The 23,367-nt window shown below is 44.0% G+C and carries 11 protein-coding genes; 4 read left to right on the forward strand and 7 right to left on the reverse strand.

Annotation, left to right across the window (positions count from 1 at the left end; all coding sequences use genetic code 11):
- Positions 1 to 158 precede the first annotated feature (158 nt).
- Complete coding sequence (locus BLR84_RS28130) at positions 159 to 1,013, forward strand: NAD(P)-dependent oxidoreductase (RefSeq protein WP_090473584.1); 855 nt, start codon at positions 159 to 161, stop codon at positions 1,011 to 1,013.
- A 477-nt stretch (positions 1,014 to 1,490) separates the two neighbouring features.
- On the opposite strand, the gene fabF is transcribed toward BLR84_RS28130, so the two are convergent.
- Complete coding sequence (gene fabF / locus BLR84_RS28135; protein WP_090473623.1) at positions 1,491 to 2,735, reverse strand: beta-ketoacyl-ACP synthase II; 1,245 nt, start codon at positions 2,733 to 2,735, stop codon at positions 1,491 to 1,493.
- 164 nt (positions 2,736 to 2,899) lie between these two features.
- On the opposite strand from fabF, the gene BLR84_RS28140 reads away from it, so the two are divergent.
- Together BLR84_RS28140 and BLR84_RS28145 are read left to right on the forward strand one after the other, a co-directional pair.
- Complete coding sequence (locus BLR84_RS28140; protein ID WP_090473585.1) at positions 2,900 to 3,640, forward strand: SDR family oxidoreductase; 741 nt, start codon at positions 2,900 to 2,902, stop codon at positions 3,638 to 3,640.
- Between the two features lie 138 nt (positions 3,641 to 3,778).
- Positions 3,779 to 4,264, forward strand: a complete 486-nt coding sequence (locus BLR84_RS28145; RefSeq protein WP_090473586.1) for a GNAT family N-acetyltransferase — start codon at positions 3,779 to 3,781, stop codon at positions 4,262 to 4,264.
- 12 nt (positions 4,265 to 4,276) lie between these two features.
- Here BLR84_RS28145 and BLR84_RS28150 read toward each other — a convergent pair whose 3' ends face one another.
- Positions 4,277 to 4,849 carry a Crp/Fnr family transcriptional regulator gene (locus BLR84_RS28150; protein ID WP_090473587.1) on the reverse strand — a complete coding sequence of 191 codons (573 nt, stop codon included), beginning with the start codon at positions 4,847 to 4,849 and terminating at the stop codon, positions 4,277 to 4,279.
- A gap of 20 nt (positions 4,850 to 4,869) precedes the next feature.
- Positions 4,870 to 5,973, reverse strand: a complete 1,104-nt coding sequence (locus tag BLR84_RS28155; RefSeq protein WP_090473588.1) for a DNA alkylation repair protein — start codon at positions 5,971 to 5,973, stop codon at positions 4,870 to 4,872.
- A 576-nt stretch (positions 5,974 to 6,549) separates the two neighbouring features.
- Between BLR84_RS28155 and BLR84_RS28160 the strand changes: the two genes are divergently transcribed.
- Entirely contained in the window at positions 6,550 to 7,440 is an 891-nt protein-coding gene (locus BLR84_RS28160; protein ID WP_090473589.1) for an NmrA family NAD(P)-binding protein, read from the forward strand.
- A gap of 54 nt (positions 7,441 to 7,494) precedes the next feature.
- On the opposite strand, the gene BLR84_RS28165 is transcribed toward BLR84_RS28160, so the two are convergent.
- The 4 genes from BLR84_RS28165 to BLR84_RS28180 form a co-directional block, all read right to left on the reverse strand.
- Entirely contained in the window at positions 7,495 to 7,827 is a 333-nt protein-coding gene (locus BLR84_RS28165; protein WP_090473590.1) for a helix-turn-helix domain-containing protein, read from the reverse strand.
- A gap of 96 nt (positions 7,828 to 7,923) precedes the next feature.
- Positions 7,924 to 9,918, reverse strand: a complete 1,995-nt coding sequence (locus tag BLR84_RS28170) for an OmpA family protein (protein ID WP_090473591.1) — start codon at positions 9,916 to 9,918, stop codon at positions 7,924 to 7,926.
- 11 nt (positions 9,919 to 9,929) lie between these two features.
- On the reverse strand, positions 9,930 to 10,931 hold the full coding sequence (locus tag BLR84_RS28175) for a PorP/SprF family type IX secretion system membrane protein (protein WP_090473592.1): 1,002 nt from the start codon (positions 10,929 to 10,931) through the stop codon (positions 9,930 to 9,932).
- Positions 10,932 to 11,008: 77 nt separating this feature from the next.
- On the reverse strand, positions 11,009 to 23,002 hold the full coding sequence (locus BLR84_RS28180) for an Ig-like domain-containing protein (RefSeq protein WP_090473593.1): 11,994 nt from the start codon (positions 23,000 to 23,002) through the stop codon (positions 11,009 to 11,011).
- Between the last annotated feature and the right edge of the window lie 365 nt (positions 23,003 to 23,367).

Below are 23,367 nucleotides of genomic sequence, written 5' to 3' on the forward strand. Positions count from 1 at the left end.
TTTTGCCCTTTGCTGTTTGTCGAAATGACAATTTAGAATCATCCGGAACTTTAATCGTCAAAAAATGACAATACGTAAAGAAGATTTTACCATTTGGTTAAGCATTCTATCAGTTTTGTTTACGAAACTTTGCAGCATATTTTAAATCAACATATACCATGAATACAACAAAAATAGGATGGATAGGTCTGGGCAACATGGGTATCCCGATGTCGCAGCAACTGATCAATGCAGGCTACCCCGTAACCGTTTACAATCGCAGTAAGGCAAAAGAGGCAGCCCTGAAAGCCATCGGCGCCGCAATAGCGCCATCACCCAAAGAATTGATACAGCAAAACGAAGTAGTTTTCATCATGGTTTCCAACGATGAGGCCATCAGCGATATATTTAACGGAAAAGATGGCTTACTAAGCGCCAAAGTTAAAGGCAAGATCATCATCAACATGAGCACCGTATCGCCGGCTATCAGTAAAGAAATGGCCGCTTTGTGCCGCGAACAAGGCAGCGACTACCTGGATGCCCCCGTATCGGGCAGTGTAAAACAGGCCCAGGACGGCACACTGGTCATCATGGCGGGTGGAACATCGACCACATTTGAAAAAGCTAAACCCGTACTGGAAAAACTGGGCAAAATGGTTTTGCTGGTGGGCGAAACCGGAGCGGGCAACAGCGCTAAACTGGCCATCAATACCTTATTAAGCTTCCATGCCCAGGGTTTGGCCGAAACAGTGCTGTTCGCGCAGCAAAATGATATCAAGACTGAAGATATGCTCACCATTATTAATAACAGCGCCCTGGGCAATGTTTTTGCCAAAATAAAGGGCGATGCCATTTTAAACGATAATTATAAAGCCGCCTTCGCGCTGAAACACATTGCCAAGGACCTGCGCCTGGCCAAAGCCGAAGGCCTGAATTCGCCCCTGGCCAAAATAGCTTACCAAACTTTCCAGGAAGCCGAAGCCCTGCATGGCGAAGAGGATATCATCGCGGTGATTAAACAGGTGGGGAAATAATTAGCGGAGCGACCCACGTGGTCATCGGCTTTAGCTCTTTCTCTTCACGCGTCATTGCGAGGTACGAAGCAATCTCTACATAGGCAGGTGTCACTTAGCTAATTACTCTGTATAGCATAGAGATTGCTTCGTACCTCGCAATGACGTTGTTTCTTAATATCATGTCCTCTTCGCGGAGCTTTTGTTTATCCCACAAATTTTCGGTATATTTATACAAACAGCAGCCCGGTTCTCTTTTCAACAGAGAACCGGGCTGTTTAGTTAAGACCAAACAAGGTCAAAAATCGATCAATTTTACTTCACTTAATTGACTATCAATATATTAATACTTTTTAAACCTTTCAAAACCCATCATAAATTTGTTAAAAAGTGTTAAAATGGCTTAAAACTTTTTTAAAATGGGCAATAACTAAGCTTTTTTATACCGTTTTCGACTAAAAAAGTGTTAAAATTAAAGGTTTAAAAAGTTTTTATCCTTTACACTTTACCGAATACAACAATACCATTGTGCCCGCCAAAACCAAAAGTATTGCTCATGGTTAAATTCACCTGGTGACTGATGGCCTCCTTTAAAACAATGTTCAGGCTGTCGGGTACTGCGGGGTCAAGCTCGGTAGTATTGATGGTGGGTGGTATCAGGCTGTCGCGCATGGCCAGCAAACAAATAATAGCTTCAATGGCTCCAGCCGCACCCAGCAAATGCCCTGTCATGGATTTGGTAGCGCTAATCTGTATATTGTTCTTTTGATTTTTGGTTAGCACCTGTATAGCTTTCAGTTCGGATAGGTCGCCCACTGGGGTAGATGTGGCGTGCATATTGAGATAATCTACATCGAAAATGGAAACCCCGGCTTCTTCCAGGGCCAACTGCATACCTTTGGCAGCGCCCAGGCCTTCGGGATGGGTGGCAGTCATGTGGTAGGCATCGGCAGTCATGGCGGCGCCACGTACTTCGCCGTAAATATGGGCGCCACGTTTTACGGCATGTTCATATTCTTCCAGCACCAGGGCCCCGGCCCCTTCGCCCATGATAAAACCATCACGGTGCGTATCAAATGGGCGGGAAGCACCCTGGGGGTCATCATTGCGGGTCGACATGGCCTTCATCGAGCTAAAGCCACCAAAGGAAGCGGGTGTAATAGGCGCTTCAGAACCACCGGTAATGATCACCTTGGCCTTACCCAGCCGGATATAATTAAAAGCATCCATAATGGCCGTATTTGAAGTTGCACAGGCCGATACGGTGGTATAGTTGATACCCATATAGCCATGGCGGATAGAGATCATACCCGAGGCCATATTGGTAATAAGCTTGGGCACAAAAAACGGGCTGAACCGCGGATGCCCATCGCCCAGGGTATAGTCCCGCACTTGTTCTTCAAAAGTTTCCATACCACCCTGGCCCGATCCCCAGATCACGCCCACATCAAAGGGATCCATCTTTTCGAGGTCGAAGCCCGAATCTTTGATGGCCTCATCAGATGCTACAAGGGCATATTGGGTAAAAGGGTCGGTACGCTTAAGGTCGGCCCTGTCCAGGAAATCGGCAGCGTTAAAATCTTTCAGTTCGCAGGCAAACTGCGTGCGGAATAAAGTGGGATCAAAATGGGTGATGCGCGCGGCAGCGCTTTTGCCGGTCACAACATTTTGCCAAAAATCTTTTATCTGGTTGCCAAGTGGGGTTAGCGCCCCCAGGCCGGTTACCACTACTCGTTTTAACATGGTTTTAAACTTTAAATAAAATGTGGCAAAAGTAATTATAAAAATACCGGATGGTATATTCATAATGTAAATATATTTTTTGCTGACGGGTTGAACGTTTTTACCAAATGGTAAGTGGATACGCCCATAACCTGCGGAACTTTGTGCTATAAATAATTTATATCATGAACACACAAAATCAAAACAGCAAATTACTGAATAAACGAATTATATTGATGGGTGGTACATCGGGTATTGGTTTGGCCACTGCCAAAGCAGTAGCCGCCGAAGGTGCAAACGTGGTTGTAGTATCCAGCAGCCAACAACGCGTAGATAGCGCCCTGGCAGAGCTGCCTGAAAGTGCCGCGGGTTACGCGGTAGACCTAAGCAAGGAGCAAAACATCAAGGCGTTTTTTGATAGCATAGGTAATTTTGACCACCTGGTATACACTGCCGCCGAAAACATCAGCTTAATTTATGTAAACGAGCTGGAACTGGAAAAAGCGCACAACTATTTTAACCTACGCTACTGGGGTGCACTGGCATCAATAAAATACGGAGCGCCTCATATTAACCAGGGTGGCTCTATCTCTTTAATGAGTGGCATTGCTAACCCACGTCCGGGAGCTGGCTGGTTGCTTGGCGCAAGTATTTGCGGTGCTATAGAAGGCTTAACCCGGGCCATGGCTGTTGAGCTGTCCCCGGTACGTGTAAACGCGGTTTCGGCAGGCGTTGTAAAAACTAACCTGTGGAACAGCATACCCGAGGCTGATCGCGAAGCATATTATAAAACCGTTGGCGATTCCCTGTTGGTAAAACGTGTTGGTGAAGCCGAAGATATTGCACAGGCATTTACTTACCTCATGAAACAACAGTTTTCAAGCGGTCAGATATTGATCACCGATGGTGGAACTGTGCTGGTGTAATAAAGCCATTACTGGCAAAAGGAAAGGTAAAGACTTACGAAGTTTTAAAAACTTCGTAAGTCTACATTTCTTGGAATGATAAATTAGGATTATCTGTGTATTATTGCTCCGGTCTCAGAAAAAGACCACTTTATACCTATGATCATCAGAGAAGCCTCCCTAAATGACCTCGAGGGCGTTTGGGAAATTTTTGAACAAGTTATTAAAACCGGCGATACCTACGCTTTTGATCCGGACAGCACTAAAGAAGATCTGCCTAAACTTTGGTTTGCGCCAACCATGAGAGTTTTTGTTGCCGAAGAGGATGATAAAATACTGGGCACCTATTTTATTAAACCCAACCAGGTTGGTTTGGGCGCTCATGTAGCCAATTGTGGCTACATGGTACATCCGGATACACGCGGCAGGGGCTTGGGCAAGCAACTTTGTGAGCATTCATTACTGATAGCTAAAGAAAACGGATTCAAAGGTATGCAGTTTAATTTTGTAGTAAGCACCAACACTACAGCTGTAAAACTTTGGCAAAAACTGGGTTTCAGCATCATCGGCACCATTCCAAAAGGCTTTAATCACAGGCAGTTGGGTTATGTGGATGCCTATATTATGTTCCAGGAGATTAGTTAGATCACTAACGCTTCAGCGTATATTTTTTCGGATCCGGCTAAGCGATTGTGGGGTGATACCTAAATAACTGGCAATATCCTTTAAAGATACACGTAGCGCAATATCAGGATTTTGTTCAACAAACAGTCTGTACTGATCGTCGGCGGTTTCACCAAGGTAACGGTTACGAACATTTACTTTGTGTATCAGGTGCTGCTGGTTAATGTTATCTATCAGGTCCCGGAGGTAAGGTAGCTGCGCATACAGGGCCATCAGCTTACTTTTGGTTACCACCATAATTTCGGCATCGCAACAGACCTGAATTGCCGCTGGAGTGATGATGCCTTCATTAAAACTTTGCAGAATAGTGCACAGGTGATTTTCGCGATAGAAAAAGTGGGTTATATCAACGCCCCGTTCATTATGGGTTGCTATACGCACCACACCTTTGCAAACAAAATACATTTCGGAGCAGATCCGGTGCCCTTTAAACGGATACTCACCTTCCTTAAAGCTTTTAAATTCAAAAGCGTTCAGTATCAGGCGAGCATCTTCATCAGAAATGTGCCGAAACTGTTGAAAATAACTAATAAGCGGGTTGGGCATCTGTTTTTATGAACTAATGATCAGACAAATATATTAAAGCTTTTGAGTTCCTTCTCCTCACCATTAATGATGATGGAAAGCTGGTGCAAACCAGGATAAAAAGTACGGGTAGTGATGAGCTTAAACGACTGCTTTCTTTTAACTACAACTTTTTCGCCGGGCAGGTAGGGCCGTTCACTTATCTTGAACACTTTTTTACTAAGCTGCCCGTTTGCTTTATGATAATAAATACCATACTCAAGCCTTACGATTTGTTTTTCGGAATGATCATTTGTCACGATAAACATAAACTCCAGGCTATCCCCTATTTTAACTTCAGGTGTCAGGATCTGGAAACCGGTCATGGTGAGACTTTTGCTCTCCAGGCCGTAATGTTGCAATATTTCTGCATGCCCCTTTTTTAGCAGTGTGCGACTGCCGTGCTTTATTATAGCGTCAGTTTCTTTGCTGATCCCATGCCATTGGCGGGCAATGGTTATCATTACCTCCGGATGGTCTTTGGAAATATCGTTCAGGTTATTGGCTACACTTTTGCGCACCCATTCGGAAGGATCGTTCTTCAAGCTTTCCAAAACAGCCATCACTTGTGCCGGATCTTTTTTCAACGTCGGTATGGCCAATCCCCAGGGTAATCGCGGTCGACTACCTTCGCTTGCAAAACGGCGTACTTTGTAGTTTTCATGTAAGGACCATTGCTGCATCTGCTTCATCAGCTGCTCGGTATACTTTAATAAAAACGGCCGTACCGCAAATTCACAGCTTACAAACTGGGTGATAAATTCCAGGGCCTTTACAGAAGCTTCATAATGATTGATGCCATAAACTTCTATATAATCTGGCAGGAACATCATAGCCAGGCTATCTTCGCCAAAATGTTCGGCACGCAGGCGGATAATGATCTTTTTCATTACTTCAGCGGCAGCCGGAAAGTCAGCCGGCATAAACTCATGCAGCACGATGGAGTTATGCCGCATCCGTTCTTTTAACGCTTTGTTCTCATACCCATCTATAAAAATAAGCGCCAGGAAACGTTTTTTATCAAAATCAGGAAGCACAACGGCAAGTACATCTGCAAACCGGCTATAAAATGCCGGGGAATAAATATCTTTTAATAAACTGCTCATTGATCTTATTTAGCTTCTAAAGGTATCAATTACAGGCTGTTTTCACCAGTCGCCCATTCAAACGATTTAAATAGTGTTTAATACTTATCATTTTAGTAAATAATACACGCTTAAACGAATAATATTATCGCCTATTATTACTTAACGGTAATCCAGGTTTAGCAAAGAGTTTTATGTTCTTTCATTTGTTTCTCATTAACAAATCTGAAATTTGTTGAGTATTATTATCTGTCAATAAAAAATTTACAGTATGGAGAAATGAAATAACTGTCTTGCTTTATTTTTCATTCCCATCCAGAATTACCCATAAGTCGCGTTATCAAGAGGATTCATGATTAACCTACCGTATGTCAATTCGCACCTTAATTTATTTTCATATATTAATTTGTAAAAATCAGCTTATAAAGCCCATATAATTTACTCATTCAAGAACAAGACCAAAGCAATAATTAATGTAGCTTTAACACTTATTGATATAATATTAACCGAAACCAATCATTTTTATATTAAAGAGGGGCTTTTGGATTAGTATTTGCTTGTTCATAATTATTAAAGTTAAATGTAATACTTAAAGCTATGAATATTATTCAAGGAGCATCAGGACAGGTTGGCTCGGCAGTTGTAGCTAACCTGGTAAAAAAAGGGGAACCCGTAAAAGGGATTGTACGAAATAGAGAAAAAGTAGAACAACTTAAAAAACAAGGTGCTGAAGCTGCTATAGCTGATGTTTTTGATCAGCAGGCCTTAACAGAGGCTCTTAAAAACGGCTCGACACTCTTTGTTATCACTCCTGAAACAGGAAAAGGTGAGGACGTAATAGGCGACACTAAAAAGAGTCTTACCAATATCAGGGAAGCCATAAAAAAGTCGAAGGTAAAAAAGATGGTAGGGCTTTCATCAATGGGGGCACAATATGATAAGGGTACGGGGAATTTACTGATGTCGTACCTTTTAGAACATGCCTTTAACGGTTTGGCTATTGAACAGTCTTATATCAGACCCGCCTATTATTACAGTAATTGGCTGGCTTATCTGCCCGTGGTAAAAGAAAGCGGCACTTTACCAACATTTTACCCGGTTGATCTGTCAATTCCCATGATATCACCTATGGATGTAGCCAAATTCGCATCGGATATTATTTCCAATGATGATTCCGGCGGTAAGATTTACGAAGTATACGGTCCGGCATCACACACTTCGGCCGATGTTGCGGATGCCTTTTCAAAAGCTTTACACCGGGACGTAAAAGCTAAACAGATCCCCCGCCACCAATGGCCATCTACCCTTAAGAAAATAGGGTTTTCGGAGGATGCGATCAAAAACTTTATTGAAATGACAGATGCGGTGATCGCGGGTTCGGCCCATGCCGAAAATGAAGGTACCATAGTGCTAAAGGGAAACACAACTTTACAGCAGTATATCAATAACGCGGTAACTAATAGCCTTTTAATACAAAAGGAGCAATGAATCATGTTTTCATTGCTCCTTATCAGATCAGTTAGACGCCCTGGGCGTTAAGTTTTATTCGTAAAACTTGGGTGCTATTGCCATGGATAACAACTCCGTTTTATGTTTATTCAATAGTTTTTTCCACCAGAACTGAAATTTACGCGGATATACCACCCTGTCCTTAAAATCGGCCTTATGAAGATCTTCCATAGCCAATAGTTTGTACATCACTTTACGTGAATGGTCAACAACCGCGTGTGATCGTTCGGTATATCCCAATATGCGGTTTATTTCCCGGTTGGTTTTCCCTATCAGTATGTATTCAAATATCTGCAAATGCAGGGTTGAAAATCCTTTGGTTTTGAGTAACGGCCTGCTTACTGATAATCTATCCTCCTTGATCATAAACCCTGTTGTTAAAATCTTTACACTATTTTATCCATTGCATAACTACCCGCAAATTATATGTAATCAGCAGCTAATCATAGTCATAAACACCCTCTATTTACAAGGATTACTTCCAGGTGCTTTAAGGTCTTTTAATACTTTGAACTCGGTACGTCTGTTTAACTGGCGGCCAGCAGGATTATCTTTCCCATTAGGCAATGAGTTCGGTGCTACGGGTTTTCTTTTGCCATAACCTTTAGCGTATATACGTGCCGATTCAATACCTTTTGATATGATATAAGTAACACATGCCTGAGCTCTTGCTTGAGATAGTTTATCGTTATATAGGTTTGAGCCTATTGAATCGGTGTGTGCGGCTAATTCAACCTTTATAGTTGGGTTATCCTTCAACACAATAACCAGCGTGTCCAAAACAAGCTTTGAGGCCGGTCTTAATGTAGCTTTGTTAAAGTCGTACAACACATTTTTGATCACGATAGGTTTATCAGGAGTAAAGGCCTGTAAACAAATATCGGGGCTGTATAAAGTATCATTACGCATGGTACCCGAAGCTGGTGCAGGGATATTCTTAGCAAAGTAACAGCCTCTTTCAAGCCGGAGGCTATGCGGACGTTTATCGGTTACGTCAAATGCATAACGTCCTGTTTTATTAACCACCATTCGCTGAATGGTATCTTTTGTTAACGAGTCAATAAAACTTACTTTAACGCCTTCTAACGGCTGATGAGTATCGCAATCAGTTACGATACCTGATAACGTATATTTTTTATTTTCGGCTGAAAAAATAGCCAAACAACAATCTGATTCGCGGTCAGAGCTGATATAGAATTTCTTGGCATCATCATGGTCAGACAGATAATACAAGTCGTCTTTTGCGGAGTTAATTGGATAACCCAGGTTTTTAGGCTCGCTCCACTTATCAAGTGTGCTTTGGCTCTCAAAAAAGTCAAAACCACCAAGACCTACAAATCCTTTTGAACTGTATACCAATTTTTTATTCGGCAGATCGTAATAAGGAGCCTCTTCATCAAATGCGGTATTGATAACACTACCCAGGTTAGTTGCACTTACAGCATCGCCATTAAAATTCAGGTATGCTACCCAGATATCGTCGCCACCCTGTCCACCCGGTTTGTTTGAAGAAAAGAACATACGCAGACCATCAGAAGTAACAAATGGCTGAATAGAGTTAAACCCATCTGCGTTTACATTGCTGTTCATTTTCTTTGGGGCCGACCAATCGTTATCTACTTTGTCGCAGTAATAAATGGCATGTATAGTTTTGCTTCCTTCTTTATACCAACGGGTAAAATACATCCTCTTTCCATTTTCGTTGAACGATGGAGTTCCATATTCTACTTCTTTTTTATTTTCCGGGTCTTTGAAAGTGACCACCGTAGGTACGCCAGATTTTGATTTATCCAGCAGATATACACGATTCAGGTGCTTTTTATCATCTTTAACAAACCTTGATGAAGTAAAATAGCTATTGCCATCACGTTGTAGCAGAGAGTAATCAGAACCATCAGATGCGTAAGGCTCTTTTAGTTTAGTCACTTCAACCAGTAATGGATATTGATATTGATCTTTTGCAAAATGGCAGTTTTTGATCTCTTTGGTCGCGATATCCTTGTACTTGCTATCGCCATTGTAATTAGCATTAAACTGCTCCAATTGTTTTATAGCGTCATCAAAGCGTTGTGTGGCTCTTAAACACACACCATACCAAAGCCGGGCTAAAGGATATTCTTTTTCATAATTGGCGCTGATCACTTTATAATACCAGCCTTCGGCCTCAACATAATTTTCATACAAACGGTATGACTCGGCTAACTGGTAAGATATATAAGCCTGATCACTTTGCTTTGTAGGTTTCTTGCTGGTTTTTTCGCCGGCATGATAAGGTATAGCCTGTAGCAGGGTAAGACTTAAACCTTCGGCAGCTCTTTTATAATAAAAAGCAGCCTCATAGTAATCCTTATTGTTAAAGGCTTTGTCGCCATAAACCTTCGGATTGTCCTTACTATACTGGGCGTTAACCCCCTTAAACACAAGCAGTATAAGTAATGTAAAAATTATTTTCTTCATGTTGATAAAGTTTAAAGCCTTGGGCAAACTGCTTCCGGTTCCTGGATGCGTTTACGAAATACATAACTTACTGATAATTCAATACCTCCGTTGCCAGATGTGGCCCGGGTAAGCGATGATGTATTGAAATCATAACTGGCGCCTATGATCAAGCTGTTAACATGGTATCCAATGTTAGCAATAGCCGCATCCTTAAAACGATACATACCGCCCAATATTAAACCTTTATCATCCTGTAGTTTTAATTCTGAATAAGCACCTACGGCTTTTTCTTCGGCTTTTTGTTGCCTCATATAAATGGCATGCGGGATAATATCAAAATAATCAGAAGCTTTTATACGTATACCAGCGTGTACAGTATAGCGTATGGGTAACTTAAGACTACTACCATCAACCGCAAACGGGTCTTTTGACCTGGCAAGGTGGGATACACTTACACCACCAAAAAGGTTGGCGTTATGCAGGGGATCACCATCATAATAAAAAACACCCGCGCCCGCATCAAAGATGGTAGCATTTGTATTTAAAAAGTTTTCGTTACTTGGCAACGATGGATCAAAACCGCTGCTTGGGTTAAACTGGCTGCCGAACTGGGCTTTTGTAGGATCGAAGCTACGGTTAATTATACCCGCCTGCACACCAAAGCTTACTTTTTTATAGCCATCATTTGATACCGCTATGGCATAACCAAAAGATCCATAAGCAGCAAAATAGTTATATCCTACATCACCCGCAGCCTGATTGATCACATTAAATCCTACCGCCACTTTATCAGTTGGCCTGAAATCAACAGATAAGGCACCCGTTTGATACGCGTTGTTGATGGTTGCGTACTGATTTTTAAAGTTCGCATTGATACGGGTATCCCCATTGATCACACCGGTTAAGGCTGGGTTCAGGTACAGGGGATAGGCGTAATACTGCGAAAAATGCGGATCGATCTGCGCCTTTAATTGACTTATTGCTCCAATCTGAAGCAGTATTGCCATGATAACTATAACTCTTTTTTTCATAGTAGTTTTATTAATTGTGATGGGGCATGAAGTGCAGTATCATGTAATTATTACATGATACTGCACTTACAAAGGCCTTATCTTAATAGCGTAACTGTACCCTTTTTCTTGATTACCTGACCATCATTCATGGTAGCTTCAACATAATAAACATATACACCTACCGGCTGCTTAGTGCCTTTATAGGTACCATCCCATCCGCTTGCTTTATTAGTTGATTTGAATTGCAACTCACCCCATTGGTCGTATATGGATAATGATAAGGTGTTGATAGTAGTTCCATAAACGTACAGTATGTCGTTATTTCCATCACCGTTAGGAGTAAACGCATTCGGTATAAATAATCCGTTGCCAAAAGGATTGCTGGTAGTTCCGGTTACGGCAGCAGAGTTAGCGCTTAGCTGACAATCGGTGCTTCCGGTGGCACGTACAATAATGGTAGCCGTTTGCCCAGGTTGTAAGCCGGTAACAGTATGGCTTAAGCCTGCTGCGCCGGTGCTTGGTGCAACAAAGTGCTGTCCGTTATCTAAGCTGATCTGATAACCGGTGGCTCCTGTAACAGCAGCCCATGTAAAGGTGATGCTCTCAGCAGTAGTTGAGCCTACGGAAACTACCGGTGTAGCCAGCGGAGTAAGTATGGTAACGGTTACCGGTGTTCTGGTGGTTGACACGCAACCGCCTGTAACTTCAGCTTCGGCATAATAAGTAGTGTTTGCAGATAATACCGGTGTAGTAAAGTTGGTACCGGTGAATAGTGCAGCACCACCCGTATTACCAGCGTACCATTTTATAATAGCACCTGGTGTAGCGCTTGTAGCTGATATGGTAGTGCTTGCTCCTGGGCATATAGATGTACCCTGAGTACTTGCCTGTGGTGCTATTGGTGCAGATGTTACGGTAACAGTAACGCTTGTACGTGAAGCAGATGGGCAACCTGTAGTATTTACTGCCTCGGCAAAGTAAATGGTATTGGTAGTAAGCGTAGGCGTAGTAAAGCTTGTGCCGCTTGCTAACGCAGTACCACCACTTGCTGAGCTATACCAGTTATAAGTAAAGCCTACTTGCGGGTTATCGATAGTTAATGTTACTGAACCTCCTGCGCAATTATTTACAGAATTACCACCCGCTATTACCGGTGCTCCAGGTGCCGGAACCGCAGTTACCTGCACTGTTGCCAAACCTGAACTTGAGCATGATCCGCTTGCTGCTTCTACATAATAAGTGGCATTAGCGTTAACAGCTCCGAGCGAGAAGCTTGACCCTGTATTTACCAGGTTGGTTCTGCCAGCATCGGTATACCAGTTATAAGTAATACCTGGTTGTGGTGATGCTACAGAAAGCGTTGCCAAACTACCTAAACATACTTGCGGATTCGGAACAGAAACCGTTGGTGTTTGTGGTTGAGGCGTTACTTTCACCGGTGCAGCTATCCTTGTTGAGGCATTACAGCTTTGTGCATTTGTAGCTTCAACATAATAGGTTACATCGGCAGTTAACACCGGTGTTGTAAAGGTTGAACCTGTATGTACAGAAGTTCCGCCGCTTGCTGATGTGTACCAGCTATAAGTTGTGCCAGCTACAGGGTTAGTTATTTTGATAGTAGCTGCACTGTTTTGACAAGTAGTTAAGCTGGTAGCATCAACTGTAGGGTCTGGTGCTTTGGTGTTATCAATATTAATAGTTACCGAAGTACGTGGTGAACTTGAGGTACAACCTGTGGTAGTACTTACTGCCTCTACATAATAAGTAGTAGCTGCTGTAATCACCGGGGTAGTAAATGTAGCACCTGTAAATATCGGTGTGCCACCGGTTGCTACGTTGTACCATTTAAACGTTACCCCAGGCGTAGTACTTGCTGCAATCAATACTGCCGAACCGCCTGCACATACAGTTGGTGTTGACGAACCAGCCTGGGTAGTTACTGTTGGCCCGTTAGGCAATGTGTTAACAACCACATCAACCTTAGTACGGGTTGCAGAGGTACATCCGATACTGTTAGATGCTTCTGCATAATATGAAGTATTAGCTGTTAATACAGGTGTGGTGAAAGTTACCCCACTTGCTAACGCTACGCCACCGGTAGCTGAGCTGTACCATTTGTAAGTAAGCAGCACACTCGGATTAGAAATAGCTATTATAGCAGCGGATCCCGAACAAGTTGGCATCGTGTTACCACCTGCGATTACTGGTGATTGTGGTGCTGGTACAACAGTAATTTGTGCAAAAGCAAAGCCACTGCTGCTGCAACCTGTAGCGTTTACCGCTTCTACATAAACATCTGTGGTTGCAGTTATAGGGCCGGTTACATATGGGTTACCAGTAAACAGTAAGTGAGCTCTAGTAACATCGGTATACCATTTATAGGTAATACCAGCTTGTGGTGTTTTAATTGATAAGGTAGCAGGGCTGCCTAAACATACCTGTACGTTAGCCAAGGTCAGGTCTGGATCTGATGGAAGCGGGGTAATTGTTACCGTGGCCTGTGCACGTGCTGATGAATTACAGTTACCTGCACTTGCTGCCTCAACATAGTAAGTTGTAGTTGCTGTTAAAGCCGGTGTAATAAATTGTGTCCCGGTAAATAACAACGGTCCGTTAACCGGTGCATCATACCATCTGTAAACCAACCCTGGTTGTGGGTTAGATATATTGATAGTAGCTGATGATCCTGAACAAGCAGTTAAACCACCTGCTGGTATCTGTATTACAGGTGTTGGAGGTACAGGCAATACCGTGATAGTTGTTTGTGTACGAGTAGTGCTGGTACAGCTGCTTGCACTTACGGCCTCAACATAATAGGTGGCACTCGCTGTTAAATTAGTAAGAGCGAATGATGTACCGGTAAATGCAATTGTAGTTCCGGTAGCTGTAGTGTACCAGTTATAAGTAACACCCGCAATTGGGTTAGTCACACTTAATGTAAGACTACCGCCGTTACAAACTGAGCTTTGCGTCGCGCTCAATGTTGGCGCGATAGGCAAGCTGTTTGGTGTAACATTAACCGCTGTACGACCACCGCCATTCACGCAGCTGGTGGTAGAGTTAGTGGCTTCAATGTAGTAGGTGATACTTTGTGTAATAGCCGGAGTAGTAAATGTAGGTCCGGTATGTGCCAATGTACCGCCGGTAGCTGCAGTGTACCAGTTATAGGTAACACCTGCCTCTGGCGAAGTTACTGCCAGTGCAGCCGGACTGCCTAAGCAAACTGCCACGTTTGGTGATGCTACACCTGGTTTCGATGGCAGCTGATCAACTTTTATTGCAGCTGGCGTACGCGCCGGGCTGGTACAAGAACCGTTTACGGCCTCAGCATAGTAAGTGATATTTGATACCGGTGTTACGTTAAAGCTTGCACCTGTAAATACTGGTGTTCCACCAGTTAATGATGTATACCAGTTAATAGTAGCCCCGTTAGCATTAGTTACTGTAAGGGTTACTTGCTGACCCGCACAAATCTCAGCAGGGAAGCTGCTCAATACCGGGTTTACCGGTGATGGCGTAACGTTAGCTGTTGCACCTACCCTGTTCGGATTAGGACATAAGGTTGCTGTATGACTGCTCTCTACATAATAAGTAGTAGTTGCCAGTATATTGGTTGGGCTATAGCTTGTACCTGTGTGTAGCAGTGTACCTCCTACTGCCGCACTATACCATCTGTAAGTTACGCCCGCACGTGGATTGCTCACCGTGAAAGTAGCAGTACCACCCGCGCAAATGTTTTGCGTATTGGTAGCCAGCCTTGGTGCTTCAACCTGTTTGGTTGCGTAATAGATATTAAGCGTAGTTAACAATGTTGCTAAGCCAGAGTTCAAGCGAACTTCAACCCTGTCAAATCCTGCTTTTGGTGCAAATTTGATGATGGCTGTTTGCCCGCCAGGCAGGATAGCGATCTTCAGTAAATTGCTGCTTAATGTAATACGGTCGTTGTTATAAGTAGTGCCGTTGTATGAAGCTAATTGTATAGAGCCTAATACATTTACATCGGCCAGACTTGCAGGAACGCTTATTTTCAAGGTTACCGTGTCACCCACAAGACCTTGGTCAGCAAATATCAGTTTCTGAGCTACATATGAACCCAATACGCTGATAGGCAGATGTAGCTGGCTAAAGTTGGTAGTATCCTGATCAACTGAATTATTTTCGTCAGTTACACCGCAGGCAATACAAACCAAGCCGCCATTCACATCAAATGTTTGGGTCGACGCGAAATCGCAACTGGTTGAGAATATTGGGTTTACTTTAACAGTAACCGCAGTACGTGTTACACTTGTACAGCCTGAGCTTGCTAACACTGCCTCAACATAATAAGTAGTGTTTGATGTTAAAGGCGGAGTAGTAAACGAAGCTCCGGTAAATATTGCTGTACCACCGGTTGCTGATGTATACCATTTAAAGGTAGCGCCAGCTGTGGTTGATGTAGCAGTTAAAGTAGCTGTTTGGCCAGATGTGATCTGTCCGCCCGGAGCGTTTGAAGTAACAACCGGAGCAACAGGTGTTGGATTAACAATCACATCTGCTTTGGCCCTTGTTGAGCTGGTACAACCTCCCGCTGCCGCTTCCACATAATATGAAGTGTTGGCGGTTAATGCTGGTGTTGTAAACTGTGCCCCTGTAGCTACTGGTGTGCCACCTGTTGGAGTAGTATACCAGCTAAAGGTAACACCTTGCTGCGTTGAAGTAGCCGACAATACAGCTGATGAACCGGAACAGGTTGACACAGGTGTTTGCGATACAATTGGCACCAGTGGTGTAGCCACTACATTAGCGGTTACCTGCGTACGGGTTGAACTACCGCAAGATGCCGCGCTCGAAGCTTCAACATAATAAGTAGTAGTTGTTGTTAATAAACCGGTTGTGAACGGATTACCTGTAAATACTGGTGTGCCTCCTGTTGGGGTGGTATACCAGTTAAAGGTAACACCTGCAACTGCCTGTGCAGTAAATGTGGCTGGCTGACCAGAACATATAGTTACTGTTGGTATGGCAACAACTGGTTTGGCAGGTGCCGGAGTAACCGTGACAGTTGCTGGTGTGCGTATAGCCTGGGCGCAACCATCAGCGGTGCGGCTGGCTTCGGCATAATAAGTTGTAGTGGAATTTAATACCGGGGTTGTAAAGGTAGCACCGGTAAATACTGCTGTACCGCCGCTTGCCGAAGTATACCATCTTACGGTAACATTAGCAGGTACGGTTGCAGATAAAGTAGCTTGCGATCCCTGGCAAATAGTAACATTCGAGGTAGTGATAGTTGGTGAAGCTACCGATTGGTAAGCATCATAAACATTCACTGCGCTCAGCAAGCCGGCAACACCTGAGTTAAAGGTGATCTCAACCCTGTCAAATGTATGGGCTGCTTTAAATTTATATTGGAAACGGCTGGTTCCGTTCAATAAACGAATAACAAGTAATGATCCGTTCACGGTAACACGGTCGCCGTTATAAGTCGAGCCATTGTAGGTTGCTACCTGGATCTGTGAAAGTAAGCCTACATCGGCTAGTGAGCCTGGTATACCCAGATCAACAGTTACACTGTCACCAACAATACCTGTATTGGCAAAACGCAGGGTTTGTTGTGCCGATCCGCCCAGTAAACCTACCGGTACGTGTATTTGTGAGAAGGTCTCGCTGTTGTTATCAACAGAGCCGCCAGGATTGCTCACACCGCATAGTAAACAGATGCCGCTTACTGAATTGGTTTGATCGATCGCCGCGTCGCAAGGAACCGGATTAGGTCCTATTGGGTTTACATTAATTATACCTGATGCTCTTGAAGCAGATACTGCTCCGGTAGCAGGGATACTTGACTCGGCGTAATAAGTAACCTGTCCAAATACGGCAGGGCTTACAAAGTTTGGTCCTGTAAATATGCTGGTGCCTCCTGTTGGTGTAGTAAACCAGTTAAATACAGCACCTGGCGTGGTTGATGACGCTGTTAAGCTGCCCGAAGTACCCGCGTTAACGGTTTGTACTGGCGGGTTAACGGCCACATCCGGTATAATGATTGGCTGAGTAACGGTCAGGATCACTGGGGTACGTTGCGCGCTTACGCAACCAGAAGCCAATGAGCTTTCAGCATAATAAGTTGTAGTTGCTGTTAAAGGTGGGGTAATAAATACCGAACCTGTAAACACAGGTGTTCCGCCGGTTGCTGTAGTATACCATTTGAAGATAGCACCTGCAGTAGTTGAGCTGGCAGTCAGCGTAGCTGAGCTTCCTGTTGTAACCTGACCACCGGCCGGGCTTACAGCTACTGTTGGAGCAACAGGCACAGGACTAACTACCGCATCTGCTTTGGTACGGGCCGGACTAACACAACCATTTGCTGATGCTTCTACATAATAAGATGTATTGGCAGTAAGTGTTGGGGTTGTAAACTGTGCACCTGTAAATATTGGTGTGCCACCGGTTGCTGCTGCATACCAGTTATATACCACACCTGCTTGTGTAGGCGAAACGGTTAACACGGCAGATGAACCTGAACACACTTGTACAGATGCTTGTGCCAGAACCGGGTTAACCGGTGCGGGAGTAACGTTGGCAGTTGCAGCTACCCTGTTCGGGTTAGCACAGCTGCTGGATACGCGGCTGCTTTCTACATAATAAGTTGTCGTCGCGTTTAATGCCGCAGTTGTAAAGGATGTACCTGTATGTACCGAAGTACCGCCAGTTGCTGAAGTGTACCATTTATACTGTACACCTGCACGAGCGTTATTTACGGTAAATGTAGCTGTACTGCCTGAGCAGATACTTACAGCATTCGCGGCAAGTCTTGGCGCTTCTACCTGTTTGGTAGCATAGTAAATATTCAGTGTATTAAATACTGATGCCAAAGCGCCGTTATACCTGATCTCGACCCTGTCAAATGCCGTTTGCGGAGCAAACTTCACTAAGGCGGTCTGGTTACCGTTCAGCAATGTAATTTTCAGCAGGTTGCTGCTTAAGGTAACACGGTCATTATTATAAGTATTTCCGTTGTAAGAAGCTATTTGTAATTGGTTCAATACACCCACAGTAGCTAAGCTCGCAGGAACTGCTATTTTAACAGTTACGGTATCACCCACAGCACCTGCATCGCTGAATATTAATTTCTGCGATACGTTTGATCCTACCAGACCGATCGGAACGCTCAACTGGCTAAAGTTGGTGGTATCCTGATCAACAGAGTTATTAGGAAAGTTTACGGCACAACCAACGCAAAGCAGGCCGCCGTTTACATCAAATGTTTGTGTTGACGCAAAATCGCAACTGGTTGAGAATATTGGATTTACAATAAGATTTACCGATGTACGTGTTGTGCTAACACAGCCCGCTGCTGTTGTAGCCTCCACATAATAAGTAGTATTAGAAGTTAACGCCGGGGTAGTAAACGGATTACCTGTAAATACTGGAGTACCGCCTGATGAAGAAGCATACCATTTATAGGTAACACCCGGTGTAGTTGATGAGGCTGTTAAAGTAGCGGTTTGACCAGAAGTGATCTGCCCGCCTACAGGGTTAACAGCAATAGTAGGCGCAACGGGTGTCGGATTAACCGACACATCCGCTTTTGCCCTTGTTGAGCTGGTGCAGCCCCCTGTTGACGCAGCTTCAACGTAATATGATGTACTGGCAGTTAATGCCGGAGTAGTAAATTGAGCTCCCGAAGCTACAGGTGTGCCGCCGGTAGCAGTAGTGTACCAGTTAAAGGTAACGCCAGCCTGGGTTGATGTGGCAGTTAATACTGCTGATGAACCAGAGCAGGTTTGTACCGGCGTTTGAGATACGGTTGGTACCAGCGGTGTAGTTATTACATTAGCCTGTACCTGGGTACGGGCAGAACTTCCGCATGAACCGGCATTAGCTTGAACATAGTAGGAAGTATTAGCAGTCAATGCCGGACTTGTAAATTGTGGGCCGGTAAATAATGGAGTGCCACCGGTTGCAGTAGCATACCAGGTAAAGGTAACGCCATTAACAGCTTGTACCGTGAATATGGCCGGTTGACCAGAACATACAGCTACCGTTGTAGCGTTAGCTACCGGAGCGGCTGGTGCCGGAACAATGGTTACTGTTGCCGGTGTGCGTTTAGTTTGAGCGCAACCATCAACAGTGCGGCTGGCTTCGGCATAATAAGTGGTAGTAGTATTCAGTACAGGCGTAACAAAGGTTGCACCGGTAAATACTGGTGTGCCACCCGAAGCGGCAGTGTACCATTTGATAGTTACGTTGGCCGGTACGTTGTTGGCAGTCAGCGTAGCGGCTGTACCCTGACAGGTGCTTACGTTAGCTGTGTTGATAATCGGCACGGCTACTGACTGGTACGCGTCATAAACATTTACAGTATTCAGTAAGCCGGCTAAACCTGAGTTAAACTGAACTTCAACACGGTCAAATGCCGCACCTGCTTTAAAGGCCACCCTAAAACGGCTTGTACCGTTCAATAAAGTAACATTTAATAAAGATCCGTTTACGCTAAAGAAATCGTTATTGAAAGTACCTCCGTTATAAGTACCTATCTGAATTTGTGATAACACGCCTACGTCGGCCAGTGAACCAGGGATACCCAATTCAACAATAACGCTATCACCCACAATACCTGCATGGGTAAATTGCAATGTTTGTTGTCCCGAAGCTCCTAATAAACCTATAGGTACATGTATTTGTGAGAATGTATTACGATCGTTATCAATTGCTCCACCAGGGTTGGTAATACCGCATAATAAACATAAACCATTAACAGAATTGGTTTGTGCTGTGGCCGCGGCGCAGGCTACCGGATCGGTACCAACAGGGATAATGTTAACTACTGCTGGTGCACGGGTGGCAGATTTTGCGCCGGTTGCTGTTACTACAGCTTCGGCATAATAAGTGGTATTGGCAAATACAGGCGGAGTTACAAAAGTTGCTCCTGTAAATATCGGGGTACCACCGGTTGGTGTAGTGTACCAGTTAAATACGGTTCCGGGAGTGGTTGAACTCGCGGTTATGGTACCGGTTGTTCCTATGTTAACTGATTGTGTTGGCGGATTAACGCTTACATCAGGTATTACTATCGGGGTAACGGTTACAGGTACAGCAGTTCTGTCTGGTGATACGCAGCTGCCTAATGAAGCTTCGGCGTAGTAAGTAGTATTAGCATTCAATACCGGGGTAGTGAAAGTGCTGCCTGTAAATACTGGTGTACCACCGGTTGCAGTAGTATACCATTTTATAGTGGCTCCGTTTACAACGGTAGCTTTGAAAGTAGCTGTTTGTCCGGCCAGTATCGTAGCGCTCGAAGGCGTTACCACTGGTTTCACCGGAGCATCGTCAACTATTACCTGTACAGGCGCCCGTGTTGGGCTTACGCAACTTCCGCTGCGGCTATATTCAACATAATAAGTTGTATTTGCTGTTAAAGCAGGCGTAGTATAAGATGTTCCGGTATGAACGGCAGCACCACCGGTTGGTGTAGTAAACCAGCTGAAGGTTCCGTTAGCAGGTGTTGGGGAGGTAATGGTCAGTGTAGCCGGGCTGCCTTTGCAAATTTCAGGGGCGGCCGGATTAAATTTCGGTGTAGGGTATTGCTGTATCGCGTAATAGATCTGTAATGAGGTAAGCAAAGTAGCGACACCTGAATTAAGGGTTACTACTATACGGTCATAATTCCCAACAGCGGGTATATATGCTGCATACTTACCGGTTCCACTTAGCAACCTTAAAGTCAGCAATGAATTATTAAGCGGATAGCTGCCTACCAATGTTCCTCCATTGTAAACAGCAACAGTTATTCCGCCAAGCAAACTTACATCGGCTAAACCGCCTGGTGTTTGTAAAGCAAGCTTAATGGTATCGCCTGCAAAACCCGGGTTAGGGAATATCAATGTTTGTGAAGCCGATCCACCTAAAAGTCCAACGGGTACGGTTATGGTTGATGCCGTAGTTGTGTCGGCGTCAGCCGCAAGGACATCGTTATTGATAGAACATAATAAACACAAACCATTAATGGCCGAGCTTTGCTGATTAGCAAATGTACAAGGCGAATTATTATTGATGGTTACCGTAATGGTTATTGGTGTACGTGTAGCCGATTCGCAACCAGTAGCGTTAACAGCGGCTACATAATAGGTAGTAGTGCTGAAAAGAGCTGGTGTTATGAACGGATTGCCTGTAAATACCGGTGTAGCCGCCGCCGCTGAAGAATACCATTTATAAGTAATACCTGTTTGCGCGTTACTTACATTGATGGTAGCTGTTTGGCCTGCTACGATGGTTGAGTTATTTACTGTCAGCGTAGGAGCAGCTGGTTTAGGCGTTACAGTTACATTGGCAGCAGCACGGGTACCGCTTGCACAACCGGCAGCATTAACCGCTTCAACATAATAAATAGTGTTGGCAGTTAAAGCGGGGCTTGTAAAGTTAGTTCCGGTAAACAATGGCGTACCACCTGTTGCTGCAGCATACCAGTTGTAAGTTTGTCCGGCTACAGGCGAAGCAATGGCCAGTACGGCTACATCACCATCGCAAATAGTTACGTTTGGTGTAGTCACTGTCGGTGCTGCAGGTAGCGGGCTTATAGTAGCCGTTACTTTAGTACGTGTAGTACTTACGCAGGTACCCCCGCTTACTGCTTCGGCATAGTAGCTTGTAGTAGCGCTTAAAGCAGGACTGGTAAAAGTATTACCTGTAAACAATGATGTACCACCGGTTGCCGCTGCATACCAGTTGATAGTAACACCTGTTACAGGCGTAGCCGCAAATACTGCGGTTGAGTTAGGACATACGGTAATATTAGCATTGGCGACAACAGGTGCCACTGGAATTTGGTTAACATTAATAGTTACCGGAGCTCGGGTAGATGCCGTAGCACAACCCGGTCGGGTTGCCGATACATAATAAGTAATATTGTTAGTTAAAGCTGGTGTAGTAAAACTTGCACCTGTAAAGGTTGGGATACCGCCTGTTGGCTGGGTGTACCAGCTAAAAGTTGTACCTGCTAAGTTGGCAGTAGCATTTAAGGTAACTGTACTGCCGGCACATAACTGAGCCGTAGTTACCGCTACATTATTAACTTTTATTATCGGTTGTGGTATCAGTATCTCGCCTTCATTAAGGTCAAGGGTTGACAGCACGCTGGCTATCCCACCCAGCCTGAGCTGAACACGATCAAATACCTTCGTTGGCACGAAGGTAATCGTTAGCCTCTGCCTGTTATTTGACAAATCAAGCAAACGTAAACGTAGTAATGATCCATTTAAAACCTGTGTATCATTATTATCGGTATTACCATTAAAAGTTGATACGAATGTACCGGAAAGAAGGCCTACATCAAGCAATGCCTTAGGTAAAGTTAAGGTAAGCCTTACAGAATCGCCAATAGTTGATGCTGATTGAAAAATGAGTGTTTGTTGTGCAAATGCCCCTAACGCACCAACACCCGCGTTAAGGGTGGATGCTGTATTTGGGTTGCCGTCAATAGCGTTTTGAGGATTTGCAACTCCCCCTACGTTTACTCCCAGGCCAAGTAATGCTGATGATATACCATGTAATTCGTCATAAGTGGTATTACAAATAGGCGGACCAGGCGTTGTATAAAACGCGTCATACAGGTATATACTGCTTAATGCCCCTAACAAACCACCGCTAAGTGTTACCCTTACCCTGTCATAAGCCTGCGTTGGAGCGTAAATAAGCTCTAATTGATTATTGTTACTGGCAACACTTGCCAAAGTAGGCGCAGTAACCGGTGTGCCTGCTACATTCCCGTTATACGGAGTAATAGTAACCCCTCCAAGAAGTGTTACGTCAAGCAAGTTATCCCCGGTTCCCAGTTTAATGGTCAGTTGTGTATTAGCCGGAACTGTACCTGGGAAAATAAGTTCCTGGTAAGTTGATGCTAAAAGCCCAACTGGCACGTTTAAAGTAGAGAAAGTTTGCAGATTCGCATCAATGGCATTGCCTTGATTGTTAACCACGCAGCCCAAGCAAAGCAAACCAGTAGCACCGCTTTGCTGAGTTGTTGCAAAATGGCGTTGTCCGAATATTTGGCTTGTAGCACACAATAGCAGGCATAAAACTATTATGTACCTGCTATAAAAGGTAAAGGTTCTCATGCAAATGAAGTTAAGGTAGGTGCAAATAGTTACACCTTTCAAAACTACATACCGCTTGAGGATAATTATTAATACATCTTATTCACTTATTCAAGCCAGTTCAATTCTCATTCATAGACTAAATCATTGTTCATTTTGTTCATTAAATAATATTTTAAAACCTACAGCTCTACATTTCTCGTAAACACAGCAAATTATGTTAAAAGCCCAATATTTGGGTAAAATACGGTTGCAACATTATTTGATATTACCCCCGTATAATAATAGCAGAAACATTAATTGTGTAAATAACAACAACCTATTCAGATTAATTGCGTAATATAAATACAAACCTATTAACCTAATTGCTTGAGCCTATGATATCC

The sequence above is a fragment of the Mucilaginibacter sp. OK268 genome, assembly GCF_900103125.1.
Taxonomy (GTDB): domain Bacteria; phylum Bacteroidota; class Bacteroidia; order Sphingobacteriales; family Sphingobacteriaceae; genus Mucilaginibacter.

Excerpts from the sequence above, each read along its gene's own strand:
- BLR84_RS28130 (WP_090473584.1), top strand. The coding sequence starts at position 159 with ATGAATACAACAAAAATAGGATGGATAGGTCTGGGCAACATGGGTATC.
- fabF (WP_090473623.1), bottom strand. The coding sequence starts at position 2,735 with ATGTTAAAACGAGTAGTGGTAACCGGCCTGGGGGCGCTAACCCCACTT.
- BLR84_RS28140 (WP_090473585.1), top strand. The coding sequence starts at position 2,900 with ATGAACACACAAAATCAAAACAGCAAATTACTGAATAAACGAATTATA.
- BLR84_RS28145 (WP_090473586.1), top strand. The coding sequence starts at position 3,779 with ATGATCATCAGAGAAGCCTCCCTAAATGACCTCGAGGGCGTTTGGGAA.
- BLR84_RS28150 (WP_090473587.1), bottom strand. The coding sequence starts at position 4,849 with ATGCCCAACCCGCTTATTAGTTATTTTCAACAGTTTCGGCACATTTCT.
- BLR84_RS28155 (WP_090473588.1), bottom strand. The coding sequence starts at position 5,973 with ATGAGCAGTTTATTAAAAGATATTTATTCCCCGGCATTTTATAGCCGG.
- BLR84_RS28160 (WP_090473589.1), top strand. The coding sequence starts at position 6,550 with ATGAATATTATTCAAGGAGCATCAGGACAGGTTGGCTCGGCAGTTGTA.
- BLR84_RS28165 (WP_090473590.1), bottom strand. The coding sequence starts at position 7,827 with ATGATCAAGGAGGATAGATTATCAGTAAGCAGGCCGTTACTCAAAACC.
- BLR84_RS28170 (WP_090473591.1), bottom strand. The coding sequence starts at position 9,918 with ATGAAGAAAATAATTTTTACATTACTTATACTGCTTGTGTTTAAGGGG.
- BLR84_RS28175 (WP_090473592.1), bottom strand. The coding sequence starts at position 10,931 with ATGAAAAAAAGAGTTATAGTTATCATGGCAATACTGCTTCAGATTGGA.
- BLR84_RS28180 (WP_090473593.1), bottom strand. The coding sequence starts at position 23,002 with ATGAGAACCTTTACCTTTTATAGCAGGTACATAATAGTTTTATGCCTG.